The organism is Propioniferax innocua (assembly GCF_006716235.1).
Lineage (GTDB): Bacteria > Actinomycetota > Actinomycetes > Propionibacteriales > Propionibacteriaceae > Propioniferax > Propioniferax innocua.
Genome location: NZ_VFOR01000001.1, coordinates 698,826 through 724,869, shown reverse-complemented (window position 1 = coordinate 724,869; position 26,044 = coordinate 698,826). Strand labels below are relative to the sequence as shown.

Genomic DNA, 26,044 nt, shown 5'->3' with positions numbered 1-26,044 from the left:
ACAGCAGGTTGCATCCCGGGAACCGTAGATTGAACAAATTGAACAGTAGGCACATGAAACAATCGCGTCATGGCACGCGAACGTTCGACCCGGGGGCTCATGGTTCAGCGCGGATTCCGCGACGCCGGGGCCGCTGCGGCGATCGTTGACGCATGGGGCGAAAAGGCCATGGCTCCGGTCATCGACGCTGTCGCCAGATGTGCCGATCCCGACGATGCGCTGACCATCATCGACCGTCTGCTTCACGAACACGACGGACTGTTGGAACACCTCACCGGTCAGGAGGGCCTGCTGGGGCGGCTGGCGGCCGTCGTGGGGGCGGGAACAGGTTTCCACCAGCATCTGATCCGGGTTCCAGAAGCCATCGAGTCACTCAGCGAAGAGCCGCGGCGACGCTCGGCCGATGAGTGGCGCCGTGTCCTGGTGGAGGCCATCGGCGCCCCTGAGGCAGCCGAGAAGGGGAGCCTGGAGGCCGCCGACCCCCAACGCTCGGACGATCTGCGCCGGGCTTATCACACCGGGCTCATGCAGATCGCCGCCCGTGACCTGACCCATCCCGAGCCGACCGAGATCCTGGAAGAGATCACCGCCGAGATCGCCGATCTCGCCGATGCCACCGTGCACGCTGCGCTCTGTCTGGCGCGGGGGAGCGTCAAGGAATGGGAAGCCTGTCGGCTCGGCGTCGTCGCCCTCGGAAAGTGCGGGGCTCAGGAGCTGAACTACGCCTCAGACGTCGATGTGTTGTACGTGGCCGAACCCGCCGAAGGCGTCGACCCCGATCAGGCCATGGCCGTGGGCACCAAGGTCGCCGGGGCCCTGGCCACCATCTGCTCGGCCCATACCGGGGCGGGAACCATCTGGCCGCTCGATGCCGGCCTGCGCCCGGAGGGGAAAGCCGGTCCGTTGGTGCGCACCGTCACCTCGCATGAGACCTACTACCTCCGGTGGGCCAAGAACTGGGAGTTCCAGGCGATGCTCAAGGCACGTCCCATGGCCGGCGACCTCGATCTTGCGGGAGAGTTCTGCGACATGATCGCGCCGATGGTGTGGAAGGCGGCATCGAAGGAGAACTTCGTCTCCGAATCCCAGGCGATGCGTCGACGCGTGATCGACAACATTCCCGCCAAACATGCTGGCCGAGAGATAAAACTGGGTGCCGGTGGACTCCGTGACGTCGAGTTCACCGTGCAGCTCCTGCAGCTGGTGCACGGGCGTGCCGACGAACGGCTCCGTTCGCGGGCGACGCTGACGTCGCTGGAGAACCTCATCAGTCATGGGTATGTGAACCGTGCGGACGGGGCTGAATTCGCTGATGCCTACCGCTGGGAGCGGCTCCTGGAGCACCGGGTGCAGTTGACGCACCTGCGTCGGACGCATCTGCTGCCCGAACCCGGGCGAGACCTCGACCGGATCGCCCGCGGTCTGCGCATGGAGCCCAAGCAGGTCACAGAGGTGTGGCGGTCCTGCTCCCGACGCGTGTTGTCGCTGCACAAGCGCATCTACTATTCACCGCTGCTCGAAGCGGTTGCGCGCATCCCCAGCGCAGAGGTGCGGCTCACCACCGAGGCCGCCCGCGAACGGCTCGCGGCGTTGGGCTATGACGATCCGCGTTCGGCGCTCGGACACATCGAAGCGCTCACCCGTGGAGTGTCGCGCCAGGCCGAGATTCAACGGCAGCTTCTGCCGGCGATGCTCGGGTGGTTCGCCGAGGGTGCGAATCCCGACCATGCGTTGCTGGCATTCCGGCAGGTCTCCGAGGCGCTCGGCACCTCGCCCTGGTATCTGCGGGGGCTGCGCGATGAGGGTGCCATGGCCGAGCGGCTCGCTCGGATGCTCACCGCGGGACGCTATTTGGTGGATCTCATCCAGCGGGCACCGCAGTCGGTGCAGATCCTCAGCAAGCCGGAGAATCTCCGTCCCCTTTCCTTGGTGCAGTTGCGTTCGGAGATGCGGGCTGCAGCCGCACTCCACGATGAGGTGAGCGCCAAGATCTCGGCGGTGCGTGCCCTGCGAAGACGGGAACTGTTGCGGATCGGTGCGGGCGATCTGCTGGGGTACATCGATCTGGAGCAGGTCGGTGCCGGGCTCACCGATGTGGCGTCGGCGGTGCTCGACGTGGCTCTGGAGATCGTCATGGGTGATGACCCGATCCAGATGGCCGTCATCGCTCTGGGCCGGTGGGGTGGCGGGGAGATGTCCTATGCCTCCGACGCCGATGCGCTGATCGTGCTCGGGGATGACGCTCCGAGCGATCGGGCGGCCAAGGTGATCGAGGCGGTGCGCCGGGAGCTCCGCAAGAGTGTTCCCGGGGTGCCGCCCCTGACGCTCGATCTCGACCTCCGGCCCGAGGGGCGTGATGGCCCGTTGGTGCGGACGCTCGGCTCCTACCGCGCGTACTACGCGAGGTGGGGTGAGACGTGGGAGCAGCAGGCATTGCTCCGTGCAGCCCACGGGGCCGGTGACGAAGAGCTGTCCGAACGGTTCCTGGAGCAGATCCGGCCATTGCGCTGGCCTGCGGATCTGACGGATTCGGCCGTGCAGCAGATCCGGCGGCTCAAGGCCCGTATGGAATCCGAGCGTCTGCCGCGTGGAATCGACCGCAAACGTCACCTCAAGCTGGGGCCGGGCGGACTGGCTGACGTCGAGTGGACCGTGCAGCTGATCCAGTTGCGTCACGCGCACGCCATTGAAGGGCTCCGGACGACGCGTACCCTCCCGGCTCTGGCGGCAGCGCTCGAGGCAGGGCTGGTGGAGGCCGACGACGCCGAGGCGCTCGAAGCGGCCTGGCGTCTGGCGAGCCGTGTCCGTGATCGCGTGATGATGGTGCGCGGCAAGGACGCCGACGTGCTGCCGCAGGGGCACCGTGATCTGGCCGCGGTCAGCATGTTGCTCACCGGTGAGACGGGAGCGTCGCACCTGATCGATCATTACCATCGCCGTGCATTCCAGGCCAGACGCGTGGTCGAGTTGCTGTTCTGGGAGGACGAGGAGTAGATCCCGGCATGGCCGGTGGCGTCGGGCAACGCTCCCATGGGATAATTGAACACTGTTCAGGCTGTTCGTGAGCCGCCCCATTCGTGAGCACAAGGAGACCACCATGACCGACACCGATGCACCCCGTGATCTGGCCCTGATCGCGGTCTTCGCCGCGCTCGCCGCAGTGATGTCGTTCGTGGTCATCCCCGTCGGTCCGGTGCCGATCACGTTGCAGACGCTGGCGGTGATCCTCGCCGGGATCATTCTCGGCCCGGTTCGCGGGTTCTTGTCGGTGGCCCTGTGGGTGGTCGTCGGTCTGATCGGAGCCCCGGTGTTCGCAGGAGGAACCGGAGGACTGTCGACCCTCGCCGGTCCGACCGCGGGGTACCTCCTGTCATTCCCCTTCGCCGCGCTGGTGGCGGGCGGGTTGGTCTCGGTTCTACACCGGGCCTTTGCCCGGCGGGCCTTGGCCGCCGCAGTCTTCCTCGCCGGGTTGGTGGGGTTGGCGCTCTCGCATGCACTCGGCATCATCGGGCTCATGTGGTCTCAACAGACGCCGTTCAAGGACGCCTTCCTGGGCGACCTGATGTTCTGGCCCGGTGACCTTGCCAAGAATGTGTTGGCCGTCGTCATCGCGCTGGCGGTGTTCAAGGCGTTCCCGCGGATCCGTCACGGTCTGTCGTGAGTATCACCTTCAACGGCGTCACCGTCGAGGCCCAGCGCCCCGATGGAACGACGCGGGTTCTTCTGGCAGACGTCACCGCAGAGCTCACCGAACACCGCATCGCCGTCGTGGGGCCCAATGGATCGGGAAAATCGACGCTGCTCAAGCTCATCAACGGGTTGATGACGCCGACTCGGGGCAGTGTCCTGGTTCAGGGCATCGACGTGGCGTCGGCGCCGCGCCGGGTGAGACGCACGGTGGGGTTCATCTTCACCGATCCTGCGGCGCAGTTGGTGATGTCGACGCCCGTGGACGATGTGGGGCTGAGTCTGCGTCGAACGATCAAGAATCGCGCCGAGCGACGCGAACGCGCCGCTGCACTGTTGGCCGAGCGCGGCCTGACGCATGTGCTGGACCAGTCGATCCATGACCTCTCCGGTGGCGAACGTCAGCTCGTGAGCCTCACGTCGGTGCTCGCCGTCGATCCGGAGATCATCGTCGCCGACGAGCCCACGACCCTTCTCGATCTGCGCAATCGGAATCTCCTGCGTCGCACCTTCGCGTCCCTGCCGCAGCAGATGATCATCTCGACGCACGACCTCGAACTCGCAGCCACCTGTGAGCGTGTCCTCGTGGTCGAAGATGGACGCATCGTCGACGACGGCATGGCGGCCACCGTCCTGCCGCGGTATCGGGAGCGGATGGCGTGAGGACCGAAATCTTCGGAATCCACACCCCGGGCGATTCCTTGGTGCATCGGACCCCGCCCGGGGTCAAGATCCTGGCGGTGCTGTTGCTGTCGCTGATACCCCTTGTCGTCCGTTCCCCATGGGTGACGCTCGGCGGCCTGGCGATCGCCCTGATCGTGCTGTTCACCTCGCGTGTGCCGGTGCGTCGGTGGTTGCCGCTGGCGTGGCCGGTGGTGTTCATTCTCGTGGTGGTGGTGATCTATCAGGGGATCCATGGGCGTGTGGATCTGATGGTCGTGGTGCCGGGAAATGTTCTCGCCGCTCTCTATCTGGCGCGAGCGCTGGTGCTGACCACATCGGGGCCCGACCTCCTCGACGCCATGAGCCGCGTCCTCCCCGAGCGCGTCGCCCTGGCCGTGGCGCTGATGCTGCGGAGCATCCCGCAGATCCTCGACGCCATGGGCACCGTGCGCGATGCGGCCCGCGCCCGGGGACTGGGCCGGAACCCCATCGCGAATCTCGCGCCGGTCATCGTGCATGCCATCGCGCTGGCGCAGGTGACCGGGGAAGCGCTCGTGGCCCGAGGGCTGGGGGAGTCCGACATGCTCGAGTGACGGTGCCGGACAGAAATCGGCATCAGGAGTACGGTGGCGAGACGTGTCACGCACACCCTCCCTCGCTCTCGCCACGGTCGCCCTCGTCACCGGTGGCATCGCCATCGGTACCTCCGAGTTCGTCGTCATGGGGCTGTTGCCCGAACTGGCCCATGGCATCGGTGTCGACATCCCGACCGCGGGACAGGCGATCTCGGCCTATGCGATCGGCGTCGTCGTCGGGGCACCCCTGCTCTCGGCGGTGGCGGCCGGGCGGCCGCGTCGAGGGGTTCTCATCGCGTTGATGGCCGCGTTCCTGGTGGGCAACATCGGCACGGCGTTGGCCCCGAACCTGGGGCTGGTGCTGGTGGCCCGGTTCCTCGCCGGGCTGCCGCACGGTGCCTACTTCGGGCTGGCCGCAATCGTGGCCGTGTCACTCGCCCGGGCCGGACGCGGCCCCCAGGCGGTGAGCCGGGTCATGCTGGGGATTCCGGTGGCCAACCTCGCCGGAGTGCCACTGGCCACCGCACTGGGGCAGGCCTTCGGCTGGCGCGCCGCGTTCTGGATGGTCGCCGCCATCGCGGCCCTGACGCTCGTCATGCTGCGCGCGATGGTTCCCTACAGCGGTCCGACCGATCAGAGCATCCGGTCTGAACTCGGCGCGCTGATGCGCCCCCAGCTCTGGCTGGCGATGGCGATCGGTGCGATCGGCTTCGGCGGACAGTTCTCGATGTTCTCCTACATCAAGCCCCTGCTGCTCCACGTGACCGGAGCGAGCATGCAGCACGTCCCGTTGGTGCTGCTGGTCTTCGGGTTCGGTGGGCTCGTCGGCACCTGGCTGGGTGGCCTCGTGGCCGGACGCTCGGTGTGGGGCGCCATGTTCGGTGGGCTCGGAGCGATGGTGACGTTCTTCAGCCTGCTCGCGCTGAACGCCGCCGGGCCCCTGCCATTGGTCACGTTCCTAGTGGGCATGGGGGCGGCGTCGGCGGCGATGCTCGTCATCGGTCTGCAGATGCACTTGATGAACGTGGCCGGTTCGGCACAGAATCTCGGCGCATCCTTGAACCATGCGGCCCTGAACTTCGCCAACGCTCTTGGCGCTGCAGCCGGCGGCCTCGTGCTGTCGTGGGGCTGGGGTTGGGTCGCACCGACCTGGACCTCGGTGGCCCTCTCGTTGGCCGGTATCGTCATCGCCATCGTCGCGCTCCTGGTCGCACGGGCCAAGGATGAGCCCGGCGTCAGGGCGTGACCTCCACGATCCCGCGGGCGCCGCGTTCGGCATTCGCCATGGCGTGATCGACCATCGTGTAATGCCCGGGTTCGGGGAAGACCGTCTCGACGAATCCACCCGATGCCACGGCCACGTCGAGCACCTGGCTGCCACCATCACGGGAGCCGAAGGCATCGCGTCCCTGCTTCAACTGGTAGGCGCCCTCGTGGTAGGTGGTGTCGAACTGAGCGCCGACGATGTGGAATGCCGAGCCGCGGTTCGGCCCGGCGGCCACCACCCAGAACCGGACGCGTTCGCCCACTTGCGCCGGCAGTGGCTTTTGGAGGTACTGATCGGCGATGCCGTTGAAGGTCACGAAATCTGGTGTGTCGGCGGCCGCGCGTGCGGCGTCGACAGGGGTGGCGGACTCCGGTGAATCACCGGTGCCCGGTTCCATGTAGATCTCCGATTGCACAAGGATGTATTCCTTGTCGGCCGGGGCGAGGTCCTCGGGGTCGATGATCACCGCCCCGTGCATGGCCCCGGCGATGTGTGCGGTCATCGGCATGGTCCCGCAGTGATACAGCCATGCCCCTGCACGATGGGCGGTGAAGCGGTAGACGAGCCTCTCCCCGGGGGCGATGGTGCGCATCGGACGATCGGGGGCCACGTTGCTGGCGTGGAAGTCGATGGAGTGACCCATGTCGCCGTTGTTGACGAAGGTGACCTCGAAGGTGTCCCCGACCCTGCCTCGGATCGTCGGCCCGACGCTTCCGCCCGGGTTCGGGATGCCTTCGGGGCCGCCGCGGAACACCCAGCGGGTCTGCCAGACGCCCGGTGCCACCTCGAGGTTCTCGTTCACCGATTCGATCGTGAAACGGTGGTCGACCTCGTCGGTGGGCTTTGGCGCATTCGCGTCGATGGAGGCCGACAACGGTGCGTCCGGATCGAACGTCATGCGGTCCCCGGGGGTGGAGGCCCCGTGATCGCCATGCCCTTCGTGGGCGTTCTCCGACTGGCCACCGGGAGCTTCGCTGCCGGTCACGACGAGGTCCAGCGTCATGCCCTGCTGGCGGTGTCCGACGATGGTGCACCAGCCCTCGGCGGATTCACCGACCACGCCCAGATCAAGCACGGCGGAATCACCGGACTCCAGGCGAGGGGTCTGCTGACCCGCGATGTACAGGTCGTGGACCATGGCCTCATCGGTGTTGATCACGGTGATGACCACCTGGTCGCCGACTTCGGCCTCGATCCGGCTGGGCTCGAACCGCATGTCACGGGCCTCGACGGTCACCTCGAGCGTGCGCCCGGTGGGAGTCACGTCAGAGGCCGCCGCCACTTCTTCACCACGGCCATCGGGGGTGATGGCGAACCCGAGAGATGCCACCAGCGCAACGATGGCCAATCCCGCGACCACGCCGGAGCCGCTGAGCGCAGGGGTGTTCTCGGGCTCCTTCGCGGGCTCGCCGGCCTCGCGGCGGCGTCGCTCGATGATGCAGGCTCTGACCCCGCCGATGAGCAGGGGAAGGAATGCTGTGTAGGCGAGCAGGACGGCCAACGAGACCGTGACGCGCACCCAGCTCGGTGGTTGCATCATCCACACCACCAGACCTGCGTTCACGACGGTCAGCCGGACGCCAGCCCAGCGGTTGAACCAGCGTCCCCCGGCGCGGACGATGCGTGGACCACCACCGAACATCGACGGCAGCAGGTAACTCAATGCCCCCAGAAGAAGCTGCAGGATGAACCCGCCCACCCAGTAGGCGGCGAGTCCGGGGAAGGCGCGAGCCAGGGAGCCGTCGTCGGAGGTGAGCACCGTCCATCCGGTCAGGCCCATCGAGATCAGGAACCACACCATCGCGGCACCGATTGAGGCCGGGGCGAACTCCTCGAGCGGCTTCTTGCGCAGTGGCGTGAGGAGCGTTCGTCCCCACCAGCACACGAGCGCCACATAGACCACCAGGCCGATCACGGCCACGGCGTTCACACCCCACAGGGCACCGACCAGCACCACGCCGATGGACGCCACAAGTGGGCGCCAGAGACGTTTCGTCGTCAGTTCCGCACGCTCGTCCATCCGGGTGCGCAGCACCGTGGGCCAGAACGTGACGAGGGTGCCGATGACGGTGAGGCCCACCCAGCCCAGCAGCATCACCATGGTGTGTGCCACCAGGAGGCGGGCATGCCACTGCTCGGGGAGGCCACGCGCCAGCAACACGCCGAAAGTGGCGCCGACCGGTAGGCAGGCCGCGGCGGTCACGTAGTAGCGAACGGTGATGTGGAAACGCCCGGGCAGTGCACGACGCAGATCCGACCACAGTGCGAGTCCGTGCCAGAGCACCGCAGCGCTCACGATCGTGGCTCCGGTGAGAGTGAGCAGCCACAACGAGCTGGGGACTCCGCCCAGCACCATCGCCGACCCGGCGGTGAGCAGGCCCAGACGGATACGCTGCGCGCGTTCGGAGGCCTGGGTGGTGCGGGTCTTCAACAGCGAACGCGAGAAGTGCTCACTCCACACGAGGATGGAGTGGGTGAGGGCACCCAGCGTCACCAGATGGATCATCAGCCACGTGGCCTCGGGAACCCACCGATGAGCTACGGCGACGATGATGGCCGCCACGAACCAGACGATGAGGGTGAAGTCGCGTGCGCGACGCCGCCGGGCGTTCATCCTCGCGCCGCCGAGTATGCGGCCGTGGCTCCGAAGAGCAGCATCGACAGGACCGTCATGATGCCTCCTGTTTGATGGAGAGGGGTCAGGTGGAGCAGGTCGCCGACCACGCGGGCGACCATGCCCACGTGCAGCATGCCCAGCGGCGCCCACATCACGGGGCGGTAGGGCAGGGGGCGGCTCAGGACCGTGGGGAAGATGATCGGGGCGTGGGCCATGATCATCGACATCCCGAAGCCCAGGAAGACCGCATGGATTCCGGTGTCGTAGGCGGCATCGCCGGTTCCTCGTGCCAGCCAGACGCAGCCCGCCACCGCCAGCCACAGGGTGCCCATCAGGAGGGCGGCGCCAAGGAAACGACGTTGGCCGTCGAGTCGGATGAAACGACGTGAGATGTCATCGCGCAGCAACCAACCGCAGGTCAGGAGCAATGTGGCGCCGAGGATGCGCGCGCCGATCTCGGAATCAGCCAGTGAGCCCACCGCGCCGAGGCTCATACCCGCCGCGACCACCACGGGAACACGCGTCGCCGATGGGCCCATCGATAGCTGGGCCAGCTCGGCGCGTTCGGCGGTGATGGTGATGACAAGAAATGCGGTCAGCAGGCCGATGACGGCCGGGACCTCGTGATTGAAAAGGAAAGCTGCGGCGAGAGCCGCCAGCACGGCGGCGAGCACCTGGACCGCCACGAGGGTGACCGGGGCGCGTCGCCACAGGAGGAACACCACGACGGTGAAGGCGAGCGTGCCATCGATGAGGAGGATGTGCCCCAGCCGAGGCGAGGGACCGATGGCGAGCGCCAGAGCGCCCAAGGACATCAGAGCGGGGGCGAGGTAGGCCAGTGGATTGCGCAGGGCCTGCGCGCGCTCGAGAGCGATGAGTGAACCCATGAAGCCGAACACCATGATCGGCCCGTGCCTGGTGCCGAGCTCGACGCTGTCGACGGGTGCGGGGACAGCCAGGCGAGTCAGCCCGGCGTTGAGGCCGATGAGCATGGAGGCGGCCGCAGACATGATGAGCGCCATCCGCAGCGGAGCCCTGTCGGGTACTGCGGATGGCGCACTCATGCCCATATTTTTAACACATATTCAGTTCTAAAAGCGAATCGGTGTGGTGTGGTGTCACCCCTGGTGGCCGAGCGCCTTCCAGGTGTTGGTGCCCACCACGCCATCGACTTCGAGGCCCTGATCGGCCTGGAACTGCTCGACGGCCTGTTTGGTCTGGGCGCCGAAGACTCCATCGATGCTTCCGGCGTTGTAGCCGGCGATGTTGAGCAGGCACTGTGCGTCCTTGACGCTGCCGTTCTGCGCGCCCTTCCAGATGGTCTCGGCTGGCCCGACATAGCACCAGGAGGTGTCGGCCGGGACGGGGCCGCCGCCCTTGGTCGGGTTCGTCGGCTCCGGCTCGGGAGCGGGCTCGGAATCCCCGCCGGTCACCTGCTCGGTGAAGACGGGAACCTGATCGACCGAGCCGATGTACTCGAAGTGCATGGCATCGGGGCGTCCGGTGTAGCGACCGCCCCAGTAGAACCCGGCCGACTCCCACATGTGGACGACCTCGGGCGGGATGGTCGAGACGAACTCCGAGCCCATCGGGTTCTCATCGGAGTTGATGTCCACGGCCAGGCCGCGGGAGTGGTTGGAGGGGATCGAGTCCGAGCCGCGGATCGCGCGGCAGTTGAAGCCCCACGAGGCGTTGCCCTTGAGGTCGTAGCCCATCTGCTCGGTCTTCTCCAGCAGGGCGTGGACGAGGGGGACCAGATCGGTGCGGACGGTCACGTACGACAGATCCGAGTAGTTCACGTTGCTGATGTCGGTCGGGCAGTTCGGCCACTCGGCCGAGCCCCAGCTCGAATGCGTCGTGTTCGAGGCGTGCGGGTTGGGGCCGTAATCGTCGCGCGAATAATGGGTGCTGGCGTCCGCCATGGAGATGCCGCCGATGGTGAGCGTGGCGCTGGTCGCGAGTGCCGCGAATCCAGCAGCGATCTTCTTGAACATGAAAGCCTCCGGGGTGGGGTCATGGGTGACCTTCACACTAGGGCGTGGATCCTTTCTTCGGGGTCTGTGGACTGGGGAATCTTCCGTATCGAGCTGCCCTGTCGGCAGGGCTCAGTCGGGCCGTGGAGCGCGGATTAGGGGAGGGTGCTATGGGCGTCGTATATTTCTCTCCTACGAGCATGGCTTCAGGGAGGGAATCAGCGTGCTGAATCGAATCTGGCCCCGGGCTGTGGTGGCCGTGGCTTTTCTTGGACTCGTGGTGCAGGCACCCGTGGTGCCGGCTCATGCCGAGCCCACTGCCGGTATCGAGCCCACCCCGGCTCCGGCCGCTCCTGCACCCACAGATCAGATCGATCCCAACGCTTCGGTCACACTGAACATCCACAAGAAAGAGGGCGACCCCGTCACCGACGGTTCGCATGCCGGCTTGCCCGGCGTGGAGGGCGTGACCTTCAACGTTCAGAAGATCACTGACATCGATCTCACCACCGCCGCGGGCTGGTCGGCGCTGGCTGGTCGCACGCCCGAGGCGCCCGGGGCGCTCGGGGCTGCGATGACCGTCACCACCGATGCGAATGGTGACGCCACGATCAGCACCGGAACGAACGCCGACTTCACTGTTGGCGCCTACCTCGTGACCGAGGTGCAGAAGGGCGGCTATACCGTTGCGCCGCCGTTCATCATGACTCTGCCATATACGCAGGACGGCGTGTGGACCTACGAGCAGGACGTGTACCCCAAGAACCAGGAGATCACGCCCGACAAGCAGGTCGATGACACCAATGCGACCGTGGGGACGAACCTCAAGTATCAGATCAATGGCCCAGTCCCGGCTGGTGACCTCACGAAGTTCGTCGTGACCGACCCGTTGCAGGCCGATCTCGCGCTGCAGGGCGACACCGTTGAGGTGACCGCGTCGAACGCCGACGGCACCGAGCCGGTGGCGTTGGACGCTGCCGACTACACGGTGAACACCGACAACAACACCCTGACCGTGACGTTCAACCAGTCGGGCTTGGACAAGCTCGAAAACGCGCGCAAAACGCAGCCCGCGCTCGAGGTACATGTCGCGTTCCAGGCCAGGGTCACCTCGTTGCCTGCAGACGGCAAGATCACCAACAACGCCACCATCGACATCCCCGGTGGTCAGGTGAGCACCGACGCCACGCCGGCTGATCCCAACGATCCGGGCAGTAACGGTGCACAGACGACCTTCGCCCCGCTGACCATCACCAAGACCGGTTCGGGTGAGGGCGTCACCAACGCCTCGCTGAACGGCGCCGAGTTCGCGCTGTACCTCTGCGATGTGGACAACAAGCTCCTCGGCGACCCGCTGACGGTGGCGACCGCTGCTGACGGCTCGGCCACCGGTACCGGACTCACCACCGCCGGTGGTGTGGACGGTGGAGCACAGTCCACGGCCAATGCCTATGGCGTGCCGGCCACGTCGGTGTCCGGTGGGCAGGCCGCGCCGAACAAGTACTGCGTCCTCGAGACCAAGGCTCCCACTGGGTTCGTGCAGAATCCGCAGCCGCAGCCGGTCAGCTATGACGCAGCCGCCAATGAGCTCACCGTCACGGTCGACAACCAGAAGGATTCCTTCCTCGGTCAGCTTCCCGCCACCGGTGCGTGGGGCCTCGTCGCCGTGTTCGTGCTCGGCCTGGCCTTGCTGATCCGCGGTCTGATCGTGAGCCGCCGTGACGACAAGGCACAGGCTGCCTGATGGTCTCCGTCGACCGCCCCGCCTCGTCGTCCCGTGCGACGAGGCGGGCGGCTCGGCGACGCAAGGCCCCTGTCGTCTACTTCGTGCTGGGGGTGCTGGTGCTCCTCGCCCCGGTTGTACTCACACAGGTGAAGAACCAAGAGCAGTATGAGTTCGCCGAGCAGTACTCACGGAGCGTCGCTCAGATCGACGCGGGGGAGAAGCAGGAGATCCTGCGCCGGGCCCATGAGTACAACGGCCGCCTGCCCGAGGTGGGAGCGCGTGACCCGTGGGTCACCGGTCCTGACGTGACCTCAGAGGCCTACCGTGACTATCTGACACAACTGAACATGGATTCGACGATGGCGCGCATTCGGGTGCCATCGGTGGGGATCGACATGCCGGTCCATCACGGCACATCGCAGAAGACACTGGCCGCCGGCGTCGGGCACCTTTATGGAACTGCTCTTCCAGTCGGAGGAGACGGGAGCCATGCGGTGCTCACCGGACACACGGGGTTGGCCACGATGACGATGTTCGACAGCGTCCACCACATCAAGCATGGCGACATCATGATCGTCGAGGTGATGGGGGAGGAGCTGGCCTACCGGGTCGACGAGATCACCGTGGTACTGCCCGACGAGATCGACGGGGTGCGTCCTGAAGCCGGCCATGACCGGTTGACGTTGGTCACGTGCACGCCATACGGCATCAACACCCATCGGCTGCTGGTGCGTGGTGAACGCACCGAGCTGCCGTCGAGGGAGATCACCCAGGAGTTCCACACGATCTGGCAACCGTGGATGCTCGCCGCCATCGTCATCTCCTTGGCCGCCCTGCTGTATCTGCTGTGGTGGCTGCGGCGCAATCGCCGCGACAACGAGACCGAGCCCGAGGGAGGAAGGACACGATGAGAAGGCTGCGGATGATCGCAGTGCTGTCAGCGCTGTTCTGGTCCATGCTCGGTTTCGGCCTGGCTGCTCCGGCCCATGCGGCTGGGTCGACGTTGACGCTCATCAAATCTGAAGGTGAGGGGGACACGCCCGGCCAACCCCTCGAGGGCATCCGGTTCCAGCTCAACCGGCTGGAGGATGTCGACGCCACTTCGCCGGAGCAGGTGGCCGAGCTCGTGGCTGCCGATCCGGAGGTGCTCACCAGCGATTCGCACTACGCGAAGGGGCCGGATGTGATCGTCACCACCGACGCTGCAGGTCATGCCTCGTCCGACGTGTTGCCCGACGGCGTCTACTTGGTGCAGGAACTGCCGTCGCGGGAGGGGAACATCGGATGGAGCGTCGCCACGCCATTTCTGGTGGCTCTGCCTGCTGCCGACGGGGCACGGGACGTACAGGTTCAGGTGAAGAATCAGCCGGAGGCCATCGAGATCGCGGTGGGGTCCAAGCAGGTGTGCGCCGACGATGACTTCACGGTGAGCCTTGCCGGCTCGGTGCCCGCACCCGACCGCAAGGGGCGACTGCACAACTATGCCCTCGTCACCGAGCACGATCCCGCGATGTTGGATGCTGCTGCCGCCGATGTCTGGGTCGAATCACTCGACGGTCGCGTCGACCTTGTGGAGGGTGTGCACTACAGGTGGAGGCATGGCTCCATCATCATGGAGCTGACGGACAAGGGGTTGGCGGCGCTCGCTCGCATCCGCTCCGGACACCCCGAGACACGTGTCCACATGACATACACCGGTCGGATCGATCCGGAGACCCCCGAAGGAACCCGCATGGGGTTCGACGGCCACCTGTTCACCGACGGGCGCGCGGTCCCCCGCGACCGCGCCGAATACGCCTCATCGTCGGCTGCGACGATGTCCGATTCGGCCACGTATGCCTGCCCCACGACCCCGTTGCCGGCGCCCCCCGATGAGGGTCGAGGTGAGGGTCGAGGTCTGGCCAGCACGGGTGCCGAAACTTCGCCATGGGTCATCGGGGGAGCCGTGCTGGCGTCGATCATGGGCGCGATGCTCCTCGGCCTCGCCAGGCAGCGCCACAACCCCAACGATCAGGAGTCGTGCGGATGAGTACCTGCATCAAGCAATTTCTGGCCGTGACCATGGTGGTGGCCCTGGCAGCCACCTTCAGCCTGATCCCGGGATTCATCGCTCCGCCGACCCCGGCCGCAGCGGCCACCCCGGCCACGCCGCCGGCTGACAAGGGCTGGAACACGAACGGCTCGACCTGGCAATTCGGTGACTGTTCCATCCGTAACCGTGGGGGGAACGCTCCGGAGGTGACCAAGTACGGCGATGAGCTGTGCTGGATCGACATGAAGGAGGCGACCAGCCTCAGCGGGCCCAAGACCGTTACCAAGGACTTGGGCCGGTACACGATGACGTACACCCTTGATGTCGTCTTCCGGGACCGGACGATCAATGCGGTGGACACGACGCACTTCGAGGCCGGTCCGCTCCCGTACGTTCCGAACTGGAAACGTATCGCGGTGGGAACCAACGCGCGCAATGCGACCTCGGCGACGGTGGGCAATGACGCTTTCGGACTGGATGATCGGTCCGTGTTCGGCAACACCGTGAATGGGGTCAACTACTTTCTGCCTGAATCGGGTGACCCGAACCAACCGGTGGTGAAGGTGGACCACGGTGACCCGAGCCGAAACACATCGGAGTTCACGCTTCGCAACATCAAAGTCACAGACAAGTTCACCGGGCAGGCCGTTGCCGACCCTCGTTTCGTGGTTGCCGATGCCCAGCAGACGACCTTCGGTGCTGGCTCCGAGGTGTTTCAGGTGGATGGGCGCACGAGCACAACAGCGCAATACACCCGATTGACGCCCCAGACAGCCGATTACAAGGCTGCCTGCGCAGATGACCCGAGGTGGGCAGCGGACAACAACGACATTTTCGGGCCGACGACAACCGAGAAGCGCTACAACAACTTCATGTTTCCGGCCGGTGACTTCATGTGCTACGAGTATTCCGGTTTGGTCCGCGGCACGGTGAACGCCGGAACGTTCATGGTCAGCCTGAACAATCCCTCGGACCTGTCGATTCGGCTCGGTTCTTGGTCGTTCCAGGGCTTCGCGTTGGCCTTGGACATGGGACGTATGCGCGGCAACGTCACCGCCGATACCGATCAGGAGAAGTTGGCCACCGGACAGACGACCGACTTCGACTTCAAGATGGGGGTGCGCAACGCTGACGGAACGACGACGCCCGCCCCGTGGCAGGGATCGGACCTGTACACGCAGGTCATGCGGTCGGGAACCGGTAGCACTTCGACCGACAAGCAGATGTTCTCATCGACCGCGAGCGGGACGCAGTCGGATCGCGTGTTCGATCGTTACGACCCGGTGTGGACGTGTACGACTCCACGGGGTGGTACCCAGACCATCCGACAGGGAAGCGTGCCTGCGGGCTACAGATTGACCGATGATCCCGCCACCAAGACGTCCACACTTTTGGTGGACAACAGCGAGAACGAGCCCATAACGTGCAATGTGCAGTGGACGCCGAAGTTCGTCGCAGCCAGTCTGGCTCTCAGCAAGGTCGTGTCCGGTACCGCCAGCAGATACGCCGAGGTGACCGACAGGACTTTCGATCTCTCCTACACGTGCGTCCCCCCGCATGACGATTCGAAGACCGACCAACAGGCCATCGATGAGTTCAAAGCGGCTTACCCCCTTGTGCCGCTGACGGGGACGAGGCGTGTGCAGTCTGGAGAGCAGGCCAAGGTCGAAGGCCTCCCTGCGGGATCGACCTGCAGCGTGAGCGAAGCAAGATCTGCTTCGCCGAGGGCCGATTCCGGTATGGATCACGACCTCACGTGGCAAGGAGCGTCGGAGGATCCGAACAACACCGACACATTCGCCCCGGTCACCCTGACGCTCAAACCGGCCGACGACAACACACCGCTCAACCGTGTCGATGCCACCAACACCTACACTGCTCACACCGGCACGCTGACATTGACCAAGACGGTGACTGGTGACCCGGTGGACGTGACGTTCGGGACGTCCAAAACCTACCAATTCGATGTGAATTGCCCGACCTCCGGCTTCCGTAAGACCGTTGCTCTGACCTTGACCGGAACGGATGGGTCGAACAGCCTCACGGGCACCACCTCGGTCACCGGAGTGCCGACCGGCCGAGACTGCACTGTCACACCACTCACCGGTCTGTCTCCCGAGGAGCAGCAGACCGTCAAATTCGACGACCGTACCGTCACCTTCGACGGGCAACCCACGACCCCCGACGGATTCGGTGCCTACCCCTTCAAGCTCCCGGACTACCCGGCAGGAGGAACGCCCACCACGAGCGCGATCGACATCCGGGCGGCCTACTCGTGGAAGACCCGCTCGGTCAAGGTCAGCAAGCAGATCAGCGGCCCGGGCGCGTCCATGGCCAAGAAGGAGCATGCCTCGTATCCGATGCGTTACTCCTGTTCGTTGCCGAACGACCCGTCATATTCCAAGGCCGGTGTGATCGACGTTGCTTCCGGCGACACTGCGTCGGCAGCCATCGATGACGTTCGCGTCGGGGCCCAATGCACGATCTTCGAAGACACCGCTGCGATCCGTGACAGGGAGGCTGCGGGGTCGAGCTCGGTGCTGGACAAGACAACCGTGACCGGGTCCGACGCGAACGACCAGGCAGTCACCCTCGACAACGAGGAAGCCAAGACTCGACCTGTCATCACCGTCATCGATTCGAACGATGCGAACCAGAACAAGGTCGTCGTCACCAACCACTTCGGCAACCGGCTGAGCACTGTCAATCTGACCAAGCTGGTCGACCACGGCGGGCTGGGAGTTTCCCTGCCAACGCAGTACTCGCTCCAGTTCGACTGTGGCGTCCGCACCCTTGAAACGGCGAATGGTCTCGAGGCGGTGCCCCTGAGGGGAACCGCCACCGTGACGTCGGATTCCTCCAACGGTTGGAAAGGGGCGACGCTGCTCGTTGCAGACGATGCCCGTGCGAACACCGGGCCGGGCGGAACCATGGAGGTTCCCTACGGAAATGTGTGCACTCTCAGTGAAGACCGCCCCGACATCACTTCCTCCGGCGTCCTGTGGTCGGCCAAGCTACCCGATGTGACGATCGGTGAGTCGGAAACCAACGCCGAGGATGGGCAGGTCAACGACACGACCACAGACATCGAAGCGGTGAACCTGTTCCGGCCGACCGGCGATGGACTCACGATCCGCCGTCAGATCGCGGCCAACCCGCAGATGAGTGGTCCACTGAACTACACGCTCACCTGCACCAACGGGGGTGAGCGGCTTCCGCTGACTTCAGCGGAATTGACCGCGGCAGATGGCAGTGTCAGCACGATCGACATCACCAACGGGTTCACCCTGGATGCGAACGAGGAGTTGAGGCTCCCAGCGTCGGCCGTGCCCGAAGGTGCCACCTGCGATCTGGACGCGCGTCCCTACACCGACGCAATGAAGACGCGTACCGTCGGCGATGTCAGTTTCCCCGTGGCGTGGAAGTACCGGGTCACGTACCCGAGTGATGCTGACGGTACTCAGAGCAGCAACACCGGGAGCAGCGATGGTGATCCGCTCTCGGCGGACATCGTCGTGGGAAGCAAATCGGTGGTTACGATCACCAATGACTACGACTACACCTACGGTGACGCCACCGCGTCGAAAACCGTGGAATTTCCCGGCGATCCGAACAGCTATATCTCAGATGCGCGCAAGGAGGTCAAGCGGAGCCGCGAATTCACGGTGAACCTGACCTGTACTGCGCCGTACGGTGGTGAGAGAACCTTCACTGCGACGGTCATCGCGGGAAGCCAGACAGTGGATGCGAAGACCTTGCAAGCCAATGACATTCCCATCGGTTCCATCTGCACGGCGACCGAGGAGGCAAGCACCAGCGCGGTGGGAATCGATCTGGTCCAGACCGTGTCTGTCGATGGTGCTCCCCGAGACGCGAACGGGACGAGTTTTGAATTCAATGGGAATCACTCGGTTGAGTTCATCAATGCGTACACACGGCGACTGGCGTCGGTGGAGTTGAACAAGATCGCGAACACTCCCATCGACCTGTCGGCGTACCGGGACCAGTTCCACAACCACACCTTCACCATGACCTGCGTGGATTCTCAGGCAGACGGGCGTCCAGTGCTGGGTACATTCACCGGAACCATTCAGGGGCCTGGTCAGTACACATTCGAAGACGTGCCGGTGGGAGCCGAATGCTCGATCACCGGTGATCAGTTCGGACGGCTGGACCTCACCGAGACAGATGATGACGGCAAGAAGCTCGAGACGCATCTGCGGCCGACGAGCGTCGATTGGACAGTGGCACGCAACGATGGCACCACTGAGCACGACACGACCCTGACAGATGAAACGACCACGTCGATGGGGTTCATCGTGGAAGAGGACGCGCCAGACGGTGAAGGAAATATCGTCAATCTCACGAACAACTACGACTGGGTCACCGCTCCACTGACGTTCAGCAAGACAGTCACCGCGCACGCATCCGAATGGGACCGTTTGGATGCCACGCGTCCGAGCTTCGACTTCGACTATCACTGCGAGGGAGTCGGTTATTCGGCCGGTTCAACAGCCGGTGAGCAGAGCATGTGGGAGACGATCCCCGACACTGTGACATGGGACATGCTCGGCGACGAGACCACCAATCCAGATGGAACCGTGAGCCGGACCTACAAGACCGACAAGATCCATGTACCTTCCGGGTCATTGTGCACGGGGACCGAATCGGAGGCTCGCGACGTGCCCCCGGTGATGACCATGAGCACGAGCCTCAATGGAGAGGAAAGCAGTGCCCTCACCCAGCGGGTTGAAGAGGGAACAGTGCAGCCATGGGACTTCACCAATACCTTCAGCCGCATGATGGTTCCGGTGCGGCTCGTTGCGGTGAAGGGAGGCGATGCGGTATCGGCGATCGATCCGGCCGCCACATTCGTGTACAACGTCTCGTGCGACGATGGCGCTCAGACAACTGCTCGGGTGGTGAGCACTCTGGACGGTGCATCTGCGGACGCGAGTGTCACAGGAGCGATGCCGCCTTCGGGTGGAGAGATCATATATCTGCCCGCTGACGCGAACTGCACCGTGGATGGCGATGTCGAGGGTGACGGGTCATCGGCTCTCGCGCCGAACTCAGCGTTCGAGGTGACTCAGGGCGATCGACGGCCGTTCATGCAGTTCGGCCAGTGGAACGGAGCCACGGCCGTCAGCACCAACCCGACCGTGGCCGGCGAGGATCTGAAGGCCGCCGACGTCACCGCCGATATGAAGGACTACCAGCACACCTTCAAGGTTCCAACCGGACTCGCACCGTCCAGCACCGGCGAGGCAGTCACGATCGCGGGTGAAGCCACCTACATGCTCGATCGTGTCCCGGTGACGTTCACGAAGAACGTCGAAGGCGCGCCGCCGGAGGCAGGAAGCTTCACCTTCAACGCCACCTGCACCGCAGGGGATACGTCAGTGGCCCAACAGTTCACTGTGGATGCGGGTGAGACGTTCACGATGGGCGACGTTCCAGTCACCGGTACCTGTCAGTTCAACGAGACTGCTCAGGCAGAGCCGCTGCTGGACGTTCAGTCCCATGGAAAGGGCTGGGAGAATGTTGCCAGCACCAACGTCTTCGGCACACCCGACGAACCTGGGCAGCACTACGTCCGCGGTGATGTGTTGCCCGTGGCCGACGCGAGCACGAACTCCTCCGATCCGTCTTTGTGGTCCCTCACAGCAGTCAACCGGTATCCCTCGATGAAGGTGGACAAAGTCATCGACGGCACGCCGATCAGCTCGGTGACTGGTGCGGTCGCCGACACCGCTTTGCTGCCGCACACCGCTGACCGGATGCATTTTCGGTACACCATCGAGAACACCGGAGCGGTGGCGATGTCGAATATCGCCCTCACCGAACCCGGGCTTGCAGGACGAACCGTGGTGGCTGCTGATGGCAGTCATGTGACCATCGGAGCCGATGGCGCCATCCCGAAGACTGTTTGCGAAACCTCCGGGAGCGATTTGGCCGTCGGTGGCTCATCTGGCTGTGAGTTCGATGTGCTGATAACCGAGCCCACAACCGAGAACTTCGCCTATCCGGCGGCATCGGACGGCGTGCTCACGGTGACCGCGACGACTCCGTCCGGCACCCTCACCGAAAGCGACCAGTACGGGGCGCTGCGTCCGAAGGAGTCAGTGGCATGGCTCCTCCCTGAGACCGGCGTGCAGACGTTGCTGTGGGTGCTCCTCATCGGTCTGATCATCCTCGGGATCGGACTGTGGAAACATCTGCGCGAAACGCGGTCGTGATTTCCAAGCGCACCAAACGCGGCGGCCGCTCGTGGCTGTGGATCATGGTGGGGGTTCTGGTGCTCCTGTACCCCCTGGTGGCGACGCTGTGGAACAACCATCTGATCGAGCAGCACGCCGAGCAATACAGCCAGAGCGTGCAGCAGGTGGAGCCACGCGAGGAGATCGTGCGTCTGCGTGAGGAAGCACGGCAGTACAACCGGTGGTTGAACGAGCAGGGGCACCACGCGATGCCGCCGGTGCCTGCGTCGCCGGGATTCGACCGCTACATGGACACGCTACGCGTTCCCGGTGCAGGGGAGACCATGGGCCGGATCCGCATTGATTCGATCGGCGTCGACCTGCCCATCAGCCACACCTCGAACCCACATGTCCTCTACAAGGGTGCTGGTCACATGTTCGGCTCTGATCTGCCAGTGGGCGGGGTCGGGACCAACGCGGTCATCACTGCACACGCCGGAATGGTCGATGCCACGATGTTCGACCACCTACCCACCATCGAAGATGGTGCTCTGGTCGAGGTGGAAGTGCTCGATGAGATCATGTACTACCGCGTGACCGGGCGCCGAGTGGTCCAACCCGATGACTGGGACAAGATCAACTACGAACCCGACAAGGACAAGATCACCCTCGTCACCTGCACCCCGTATGGCATCAACACCGACCGGTTGCTCGTGGAAGCGGTGCGGGTCGATCCACCAGTCGCAGAGGACGGGTCATCGTGGCGTCTGCCACTGTCCTGGTGGATGATCCTGGATCTTCTGCTCCTGCTGGGCGTGGCGCTGCTGCTCATCGTTCGCAGACAAAGACGCCGCAAACAGATGAATCACATGTCGTAGTACATCTCAAACTCATGGGGGTGCGGACGCAGGCGCAACGCTTGGATGTCCTCACGCTTCATGTCGATCCACGTCTCGATGAGGTCACTGGTGAACACATCGCCGGCGAGAAGGTATTCGTGGTCGTCCTCGAGCTCATCGAGCACGGCGTCGAGGGTCGGCGGCACCGTGGCGATGTCGGCGTGCTCCTCGGGCGGCAGCTCGTAGAGGTCCTTGTCGATGGGCTCGGGCGGCTCGATGCGATTCTGGATGCCATCGAGGCCCGCCAGCAACATGGCCGAGAAAGCCAAGTACGGATTCGCGCTGGGGTCGGGGCAGCGGAACTCGATCCGCTTGGCCTTGGGGTTCGAACCCGTCAGCGGGATACGGATACAGGCCGAACGGTTGCGCTGCGAGTAGACCAGGTTCACCGGGGCTTCGAAGCCGGGCACCAGACGGTGGTACGAGTTGGCGGTCGGGTTGGTGAACGCCAGCAGTGAGGGCGCATGCTTGAGGAGACCGCCGATGTAGTACCGCGCCATGTCCGAGAGCCCGGCGTACCCGTTCTCGTCGTAGAACAGGGGCTTGCCCTCGTTCCAGATGGACTGGTGGCAGTGCATGCCCGATCCATTGTCGCCGAAGATCGGCTTGGGCATGAAGGTGGCCGTCTTGCCCGCCTCCCACGCGGTGTTCTTCACCAAGTACTTGAACAGCATGACGCTGTCGGCGCTGCGCAGGAGCTCGTCGAACCGCCAGTTGATCTCCGCCTGACCAGCGGTGCCGACCTCATGATGAGCACGCTCGACCTTCATGTCGAGGTTCTCCATGTGCCGCACGATGTCATCGCGGAGGTCACCGAAGTGATCGGTGGGGGCGACGGGGAAGTAACCGCCCTTGTACTTGACCTTGTAGCCGCGGTTGCCGCCCTCTTCTTCACGACCGGTGTTCCAGGCGCCAGCCTCGGAATCGATCATGTAGTACCCGGCTTCGGGCTTGGTCTCGAACCGAACAGAGTCGAAGACATAGAACTCGGCCTCGGGGGCGAAGAAGACCGTGTCACCGATCCCGGTGGACTCCATGTAGGCCTCGGCCTTGCGCGCGATATTGCGCGGATCACGGCTGTAGGCCTCCTTGGTGATGGGATCGTGCACGAAGAAGTTCAGACACAGCGTCTTCGACCTGCGGAAGGGGTCGATGTATGCGGTCGACGGATCGGGCAGGAGAGACATGTCGGACTCGTGGATCTTCTGGAATCCGCGCACCGAGGCACCGTCGAACGAGAGCCCCTCCTCGAACACGTCCTCACCGAACTCGCGGGCGGGGATCGTGAAGTGCTGCATCACCCCCGGAAGATCGCAGAACCGGACGTCTACTGTCTCGACGTTCTCGTCCCGCAGATAAGAGAGAAGGTCATCGGCGCCTGTGAACATGGACTCTTCTTCCACTTGGGATCAGCGAATGGGCTGTCCCCATACACTATCAGCATGGCGAGTACCGGATCTGAGCTTCGACACGAGGAGGCATGGCCCGGCGAGGAGCTGGGTCTGCCCGAGACGGGGCGTGGATCACTCGCCACCTGGGGGGCACGCTTCACTGCCCTCGTGGTGGATTGGGCGGCCTGCACGATCGTGACCTGGGGCCTGGTCCGCGCCGGTGTGCTCGGTGATGTTCCGTACCTCGGCATGATCACCATGGCGCTGTTCTTCATCGAGGCCACACTCGGCACTGCCTTCGCTGGAGGGTCGTTCGGTCAGATCTGCGCCCGCATCATGGTGGTACGCCTGACCCCGGAACCCGTGAGGCTGTGGCGCGCGGCTTTGCGCACCGCCCTGATCTGTCTGGTGCTGCCGGCTCTGGTGATCGGCGTCCACCGAAGGGGGCTGCACGACCTCACCATGGGGACCGTCGTGGTGAACCGACGCTAGTTCGCGGCGAGCTGCTCGCCATGTGGGGTGCATCGCTGGGTGAACAACTCGGACGATGGGATGATTTCGCCGTCGCCGACCATCACTTCGCGCGGTATATCGGTGTCGCTCACCGGAAGCTGATTGACCCGGAACACCGTCGCCGATGACGGATATCCCTGGCGAGGCCACCAGGAATCGGGCTGACCGGCGTTGTACGCCACAAGGGGATCGGACTCCGGGAGTGGCTCATTGACAGTCTCCTCCATGCCTGCATTCGGACGTCCCACCACATATGCGGTGACGTCCTGTGTCGAGGACCCCGAGGCCGCCATCAACCGGTGCCCGGAGCGTCCGTCCACCCAGGCATCGATCCGGGGCTCATCCAGGCGTTCACCTGCACACCAAGCAGTCACCAGCGTCACCGAGCCGTCCGTGCGGCGGGCAACACCGACGGAGGAACGACCCTCGTCGGTACGCCACAGAACAACTCCGGCGGCGCTCGCGCCGAGCACGAGCGCCAAACCGATCACGAGGGAGAGGGCGCGCTGCATGCAGAACATTCTCCGACCGATGGGCCGCCAGATGCAGGTGCGTCGCGCCGGAAGAATCCTTGTTGAACACGATCACATCTCGGTGATGGGCCACGGCAGGGGAGTCGTGCCGAGAACCTCCAGCACGACGTCACCCCACCCCCTGCCATGTCTCACCGTCGTTGAAACGCAGCATCGCATGGGGAGTGGACTCGAGGTCGAGATGGACGTCGAGCCGATGCCCGCCGGTGTGCACGTGGTAATCGAGGGAGGTGTTGGTGATGTTGTCCACTTGGAGGCGCCCACGCGTCAGCCATGGGTGTCGACGGCGCAGGCCGATGAGAGCCTTGTGGATGTCCTCGAGCCAGTCGCCGGTGGGCAGCATCTCCGCTGGAGTGGCCGGGAGCGGTGGGCGGACTGCGTCGTCACCGGAGATCGTGTCGGTCTTCTCACCCCGGAACGCCTGTTCGTCGCCGTAGTAGATGCTGGGCATGCCGGGGACGGTGAACAGGACCACCGCAGCGAGGGCGGCACCGGCGTCGCCCACCTTGGTCGCGATACGCGTGACATCGTGGTTGCCCACGAAGGTCTGCGTCGCCATGCGCTGTGAGAACTCGTCATGTCGTTCGAGGGCATGGGCGAGCTCGAAGAAGTTGTGGTCGGCAAGGGAACTCCAGATGGCCTTCCACAGTTCGTACTGTGTCACCGAGTCGAGCGTTGCATCGTGGGCGATCTGCGGGTAGTCACCATGGATGACTTCGCCCAGGAAGAGCGCATCGGGGTGGGTCTCGCGGACCCGTTCCAGCACCGTCCGCCAGAACTCGGCAGGCACCGCGTAGGCCACGTCCAGACGCCAGCCCGCAGCGCCGCGGTCGAGCCAGTGCCGCATGACGTCGACGACGAACCCGGCGGTGCGTTCGTCACGGTGATCGAGCTCGCTGAGCTCCCCGTGGCCCTCCCAAGGCACCGGCGCTCCATCGATGCGCTTGATCGGCCCGTCGCCGCTCACCCACGCATGGTGCGTCGAGACGTGGTTGAACACCCCGTCGAGCAGGATCGTCAGGCCACGGGAATGACATGCCTCCACGAAGTGGTCCCAATCGGAATCATCGCCGAGACGCGGATCGATCCTGAAGTGATCGAGCGTGTCATAGCCGTGGGCGACCGACGCGAACACCGGCCCCAGCAACAGGCCTGAACAGCCCAGTTCGATCACGTGGTCCAGCCACGCCTCGAGGCGTGGGAGACGGTGTTCCAGCGGCCAGTCACCCGGCGCCTGGTCATCACCGGGACGAATCGGTGCTCCACAGGCCCCGAGCGGGTACACGTGCCACCAGATGCTGTGCTCCACCAGGGTGGACGAAGGTACTGAGGACATGTCTGGATTGTCCCACGCGGGCGCGGACGCATGATGGGGCGTCAGGCGAGGAGGAAGCCTGCCAGAAGGTTGGTGAGGGAATGGACCACGGCGCCGGGGACGAAGGAATCGGCGCGGTGACGCAACCAACCCAGCAACCAGCCGATGGCGAACTGCAGCGGCAGGATCGGCCACATCCGGGTGTCGATCAGGAGAAGCATCAGATGGGGGACCAGGAACACCAGGGACTGGACGAGGTTGCCCCACCAGAACCCGAGCCGACGCATCAGGAGACCCCCGAGGAAGCCGCGGAAGAAGACCTCCTCACCCGTGGCCCGCGCGATGACGCCGAGCACGGCACCCACGGACGTCAGCTGGCCGACGACGACGCCCTGGGCCTGGATCGCGTCGGTGGGGATCAGCTGCGTGGTGAGCCATGCCACCACAAGCAGTGGCACCATCATCAGCAGGGCCCAGCCGTAATGGGCGGGCTTTCCCCACGCCACGCCTGCCCGGCGCAGCATCGGGAGGAAACCGGGCCCCTTCCTGCGTGATCCCACGGCGACATAGATGACGGTGGGGACACAGAACAGGATGAACTCGACCACACCACCACGTTACCTCTCGGTAATTTTTGGCCGTGAGGTGCCTGT

The 26,044-nt window shown here is 64.8% G+C and carries 18 protein-coding genes; 11 read left to right on the top strand and 7 right to left on the bottom strand.

Annotated features, from left to right (window positions below; all coding sequences use genetic code 11):
• Positions 1-69: 69 nt before the first annotated feature.
• From FB460_RS03370 to FB460_RS03350, 5 genes are all read left to right on the top strand, one after another.
• Entirely contained in the window at positions 70-2,994 is a 2,925-nt protein-coding gene (locus FB460_RS03370; protein ID WP_142092677.1) for a bifunctional [glutamine synthetase] adenylyltransferase/[glutamine synthetase]-adenylyl-L-tyrosine phosphorylase, read from the top strand.
• A gap of 103 nt (positions 2,995-3,097) precedes the next feature.
• Positions 3,098-3,661, top strand: a complete 564-nt coding sequence (locus FB460_RS03365; RefSeq protein WP_142092676.1) for a biotin transporter BioY — start codon at positions 3,098-3,100, stop codon at positions 3,659-3,661.
• Complete coding sequence (locus FB460_RS03360; protein WP_142092675.1) at positions 3,658-4,350, top strand: energy-coupling factor ABC transporter ATP-binding protein; 693 nt, start codon at positions 3,658-3,660, stop codon at positions 4,348-4,350. The genes FB460_RS03365 and FB460_RS03360 overlap by 4 nt, the downstream gene beginning before the upstream one ends.
• Positions 4,347-4,943: an energy-coupling factor transporter transmembrane component T family protein gene (locus FB460_RS03355; protein ID WP_142092674.1), complete on the top strand. Its 597-nt coding sequence runs from the start codon at positions 4,347-4,349 to the stop codon at positions 4,941-4,943. Before FB460_RS03360 ends, FB460_RS03355 begins: the two co-directional genes overlap by 4 nt.
• Before the next feature lie 43 nt (positions 4,944-4,986).
• On the top strand, positions 4,987-6,171 hold the full coding sequence (locus FB460_RS03350; protein ID WP_211345809.1) for an MFS transporter: 1,185 nt from the start codon (positions 4,987-4,989) through the stop codon (positions 6,169-6,171).
• Here FB460_RS03350 and FB460_RS03345 read toward each other — a convergent pair.
• Genes FB460_RS03345 through FB460_RS03335 form a run of 3 tightly spaced genes read right to left on the bottom strand, consistent with a single transcriptional unit; the run spans position 6,161 to position 10,803 of the window.
• Complete coding sequence (locus FB460_RS03345) at positions 6,161-8,806, bottom strand: multicopper oxidase domain-containing protein (protein ID WP_142092673.1); 2,646 nt, start codon at positions 8,804-8,806, stop codon at positions 6,161-6,163. The genes FB460_RS03350 and FB460_RS03345 overlap by 11 nt on opposite strands.
• Positions 8,803-9,873, bottom strand: coding sequence for a hypothetical protein (locus tag FB460_RS03340; RefSeq protein ID WP_246044224.1), 1,071 nt, complete (start codon positions 9,871-9,873; stop codon positions 8,803-8,805). The genes FB460_RS03345 and FB460_RS03340 overlap by 4 nt, the downstream gene beginning before the upstream one ends.
• A gap of 54 nt (positions 9,874-9,927) precedes the next feature.
• Entirely contained in the window at positions 9,928-10,803 is an 876-nt protein-coding gene (locus tag FB460_RS03335) for a peptidoglycan-binding protein (protein WP_142092672.1), read from the bottom strand.
• Positions 10,804-11,005: 202 nt separating this feature from the next.
• Here FB460_RS03335 and FB460_RS03330 point away from each other — a divergent pair, with 202 nt between their 5' ends.
• From FB460_RS03330 to FB460_RS03310, 5 genes are read left to right on the top strand one after another with little or no spacing between them, the layout of a single operon-like run.
• On the top strand, positions 11,006-12,526 hold the full coding sequence (locus tag FB460_RS03330; RefSeq protein ID WP_170209929.1) for a SpaH/EbpB family LPXTG-anchored major pilin: 1,521 nt from the start codon (positions 11,006-11,008) through the stop codon (positions 12,524-12,526).
• Complete coding sequence (locus tag FB460_RS03325) at positions 12,526-13,419, top strand: class C sortase (RefSeq protein ID WP_142092670.1); 894 nt, start codon at positions 12,526-12,528, stop codon at positions 13,417-13,419. Before FB460_RS03330 ends, FB460_RS03325 begins: the two co-directional genes overlap by 1 nt.
• Positions 13,416-14,537 carry a pilin N-terminal domain-containing protein gene (locus tag FB460_RS03320; RefSeq protein ID WP_211345808.1) on the top strand — a complete coding sequence of 374 codons (1,122 nt, stop codon included), beginning with the start codon at positions 13,416-13,418 and terminating at the stop codon, positions 14,535-14,537. Before FB460_RS03325 ends, FB460_RS03320 begins: the two co-directional genes overlap by 4 nt.
• Positions 14,534-20,779, top strand: a complete 6,246-nt coding sequence (locus FB460_RS03315) for a DUF5979 domain-containing protein (RefSeq protein WP_142092668.1) — start codon at positions 14,534-14,536, stop codon at positions 20,777-20,779. The genes FB460_RS03320 and FB460_RS03315 overlap by 4 nt, the downstream gene beginning before the upstream one ends.
• Positions 20,776-21,618 carry a class C sortase gene (locus FB460_RS03310; protein ID WP_211345807.1) on the top strand — a complete coding sequence of 281 codons (843 nt, stop codon included), beginning with the start codon at positions 20,776-20,778 and terminating at the stop codon, positions 21,616-21,618. The genes FB460_RS03315 and FB460_RS03310 overlap by 4 nt, the downstream gene beginning before the upstream one ends.
• Here the strand turns inward: FB460_RS03310 and glnA are convergent.
• A complete protein-coding gene (glnA, locus tag FB460_RS03305) occupies positions 21,606-23,027 on the bottom strand; it encodes a type I glutamate--ammonia ligase (protein WP_142092667.1) in 1,422 nt (473 codons plus the stop codon). The two genes, FB460_RS03310 and glnA, sit on opposite strands and share 13 nt — an antisense overlap.
• A gap of 54 nt (positions 23,028-23,081) precedes the next feature.
• Between glnA and FB460_RS03300 the strand changes: the two genes are divergently transcribed.
• On the top strand, positions 23,082-23,522 hold the full coding sequence (locus FB460_RS03300; protein ID WP_142092666.1) for an RDD family protein: 441 nt from the start codon (positions 23,082-23,084) through the stop codon (positions 23,520-23,522).
• Here the strand turns inward: FB460_RS03300 and FB460_RS03295 are convergent.
• From FB460_RS03295 to FB460_RS03285, 3 genes are all read right to left on the bottom strand, one after another.
• Complete coding sequence (locus FB460_RS03295) at positions 23,519-24,055, bottom strand: hypothetical protein (RefSeq protein ID WP_142092665.1); 537 nt, start codon at positions 24,053-24,055, stop codon at positions 23,519-23,521. The genes FB460_RS03300 and FB460_RS03295 overlap by 4 nt on opposite strands.
• 130 nt (positions 24,056-24,185) lie before the next feature.
• Positions 24,186-25,412 (bottom strand): alpha-amylase family protein, encoded by a 1,227-nt coding sequence (locus FB460_RS03290; RefSeq protein ID WP_142092664.1) that lies wholly within the window; start codon positions 25,410-25,412, stop codon positions 24,186-24,188.
• A 41-nt stretch (positions 25,413-25,453) separates the two neighbouring features.
• Positions 25,454-25,999, bottom strand: a complete 546-nt coding sequence (locus FB460_RS03285; protein WP_142092663.1) for a CPBP family intramembrane glutamic endopeptidase — start codon at positions 25,997-25,999, stop codon at positions 25,454-25,456.
• Between the last annotated feature and the right edge of the window lie 45 nt (positions 26,000-26,044).

Coding starts and splice junctions, on each gene's coding strand:
- FB460_RS03335 (WP_142092672.1), bottom strand. CDS start 10,803: ATGTTCAAGAAGATCGCTGCTGGATTCGCGGCACTCGCGACCAGCGCC.
- FB460_RS03290 (WP_142092664.1), bottom strand. CDS start 25,412: ATGTCCTCAGTACCTTCGTCCACCCTGGTGGAGCACAGCATCTGGTGG.
- FB460_RS03365 (WP_142092676.1), top strand. CDS start 3,098: ATGACCGACACCGATGCACCCCGTGATCTGGCCCTGATCGCGGTCTTC.
- glnA (WP_142092667.1), bottom strand. CDS start 23,027: ATGTTCACAGGCGCCGATGACCTTCTCTCTTATCTGCGGGACGAGAAC.
- FB460_RS03370 (WP_142092677.1), top strand. CDS start 70: ATGGCACGCGAACGTTCGACCCGGGGGCTCATGGTTCAGCGCGGATTC.
- FB460_RS03300 (WP_142092666.1), top strand. CDS start 23,082: ATGGCGAGTACCGGATCTGAGCTTCGACACGAGGAGGCATGGCCCGGC.
- FB460_RS03340 (WP_246044224.1), bottom strand. CDS start 9,873: ATGAGTGCGCCATCCGCAGTACCCGACAGGGCTCCGCTGCGGATGGCG.
- FB460_RS03295 (WP_142092665.1), bottom strand. CDS start 24,055: ATGCAGCGCGCCCTCTCCCTCGTGATCGGTTTGGCGCTCGTGCTCGGC.
- FB460_RS03320 (WP_211345808.1), top strand. CDS start 13,416: ATGAGAAGGCTGCGGATGATCGCAGTGCTGTCAGCGCTGTTCTGGTCC.
- FB460_RS03345 (WP_142092673.1), bottom strand. CDS start 8,806: ATGAACGCCCGGCGGCGTCGCGCACGCGACTTCACCCTCATCGTCTGG.
- FB460_RS03325 (WP_142092670.1), top strand. CDS start 12,526: ATGGTCTCCGTCGACCGCCCCGCCTCGTCGTCCCGTGCGACGAGGCGG.
- FB460_RS03315 (WP_142092668.1), top strand. CDS start 14,534: ATGAGTACCTGCATCAAGCAATTTCTGGCCGTGACCATGGTGGTGGCC.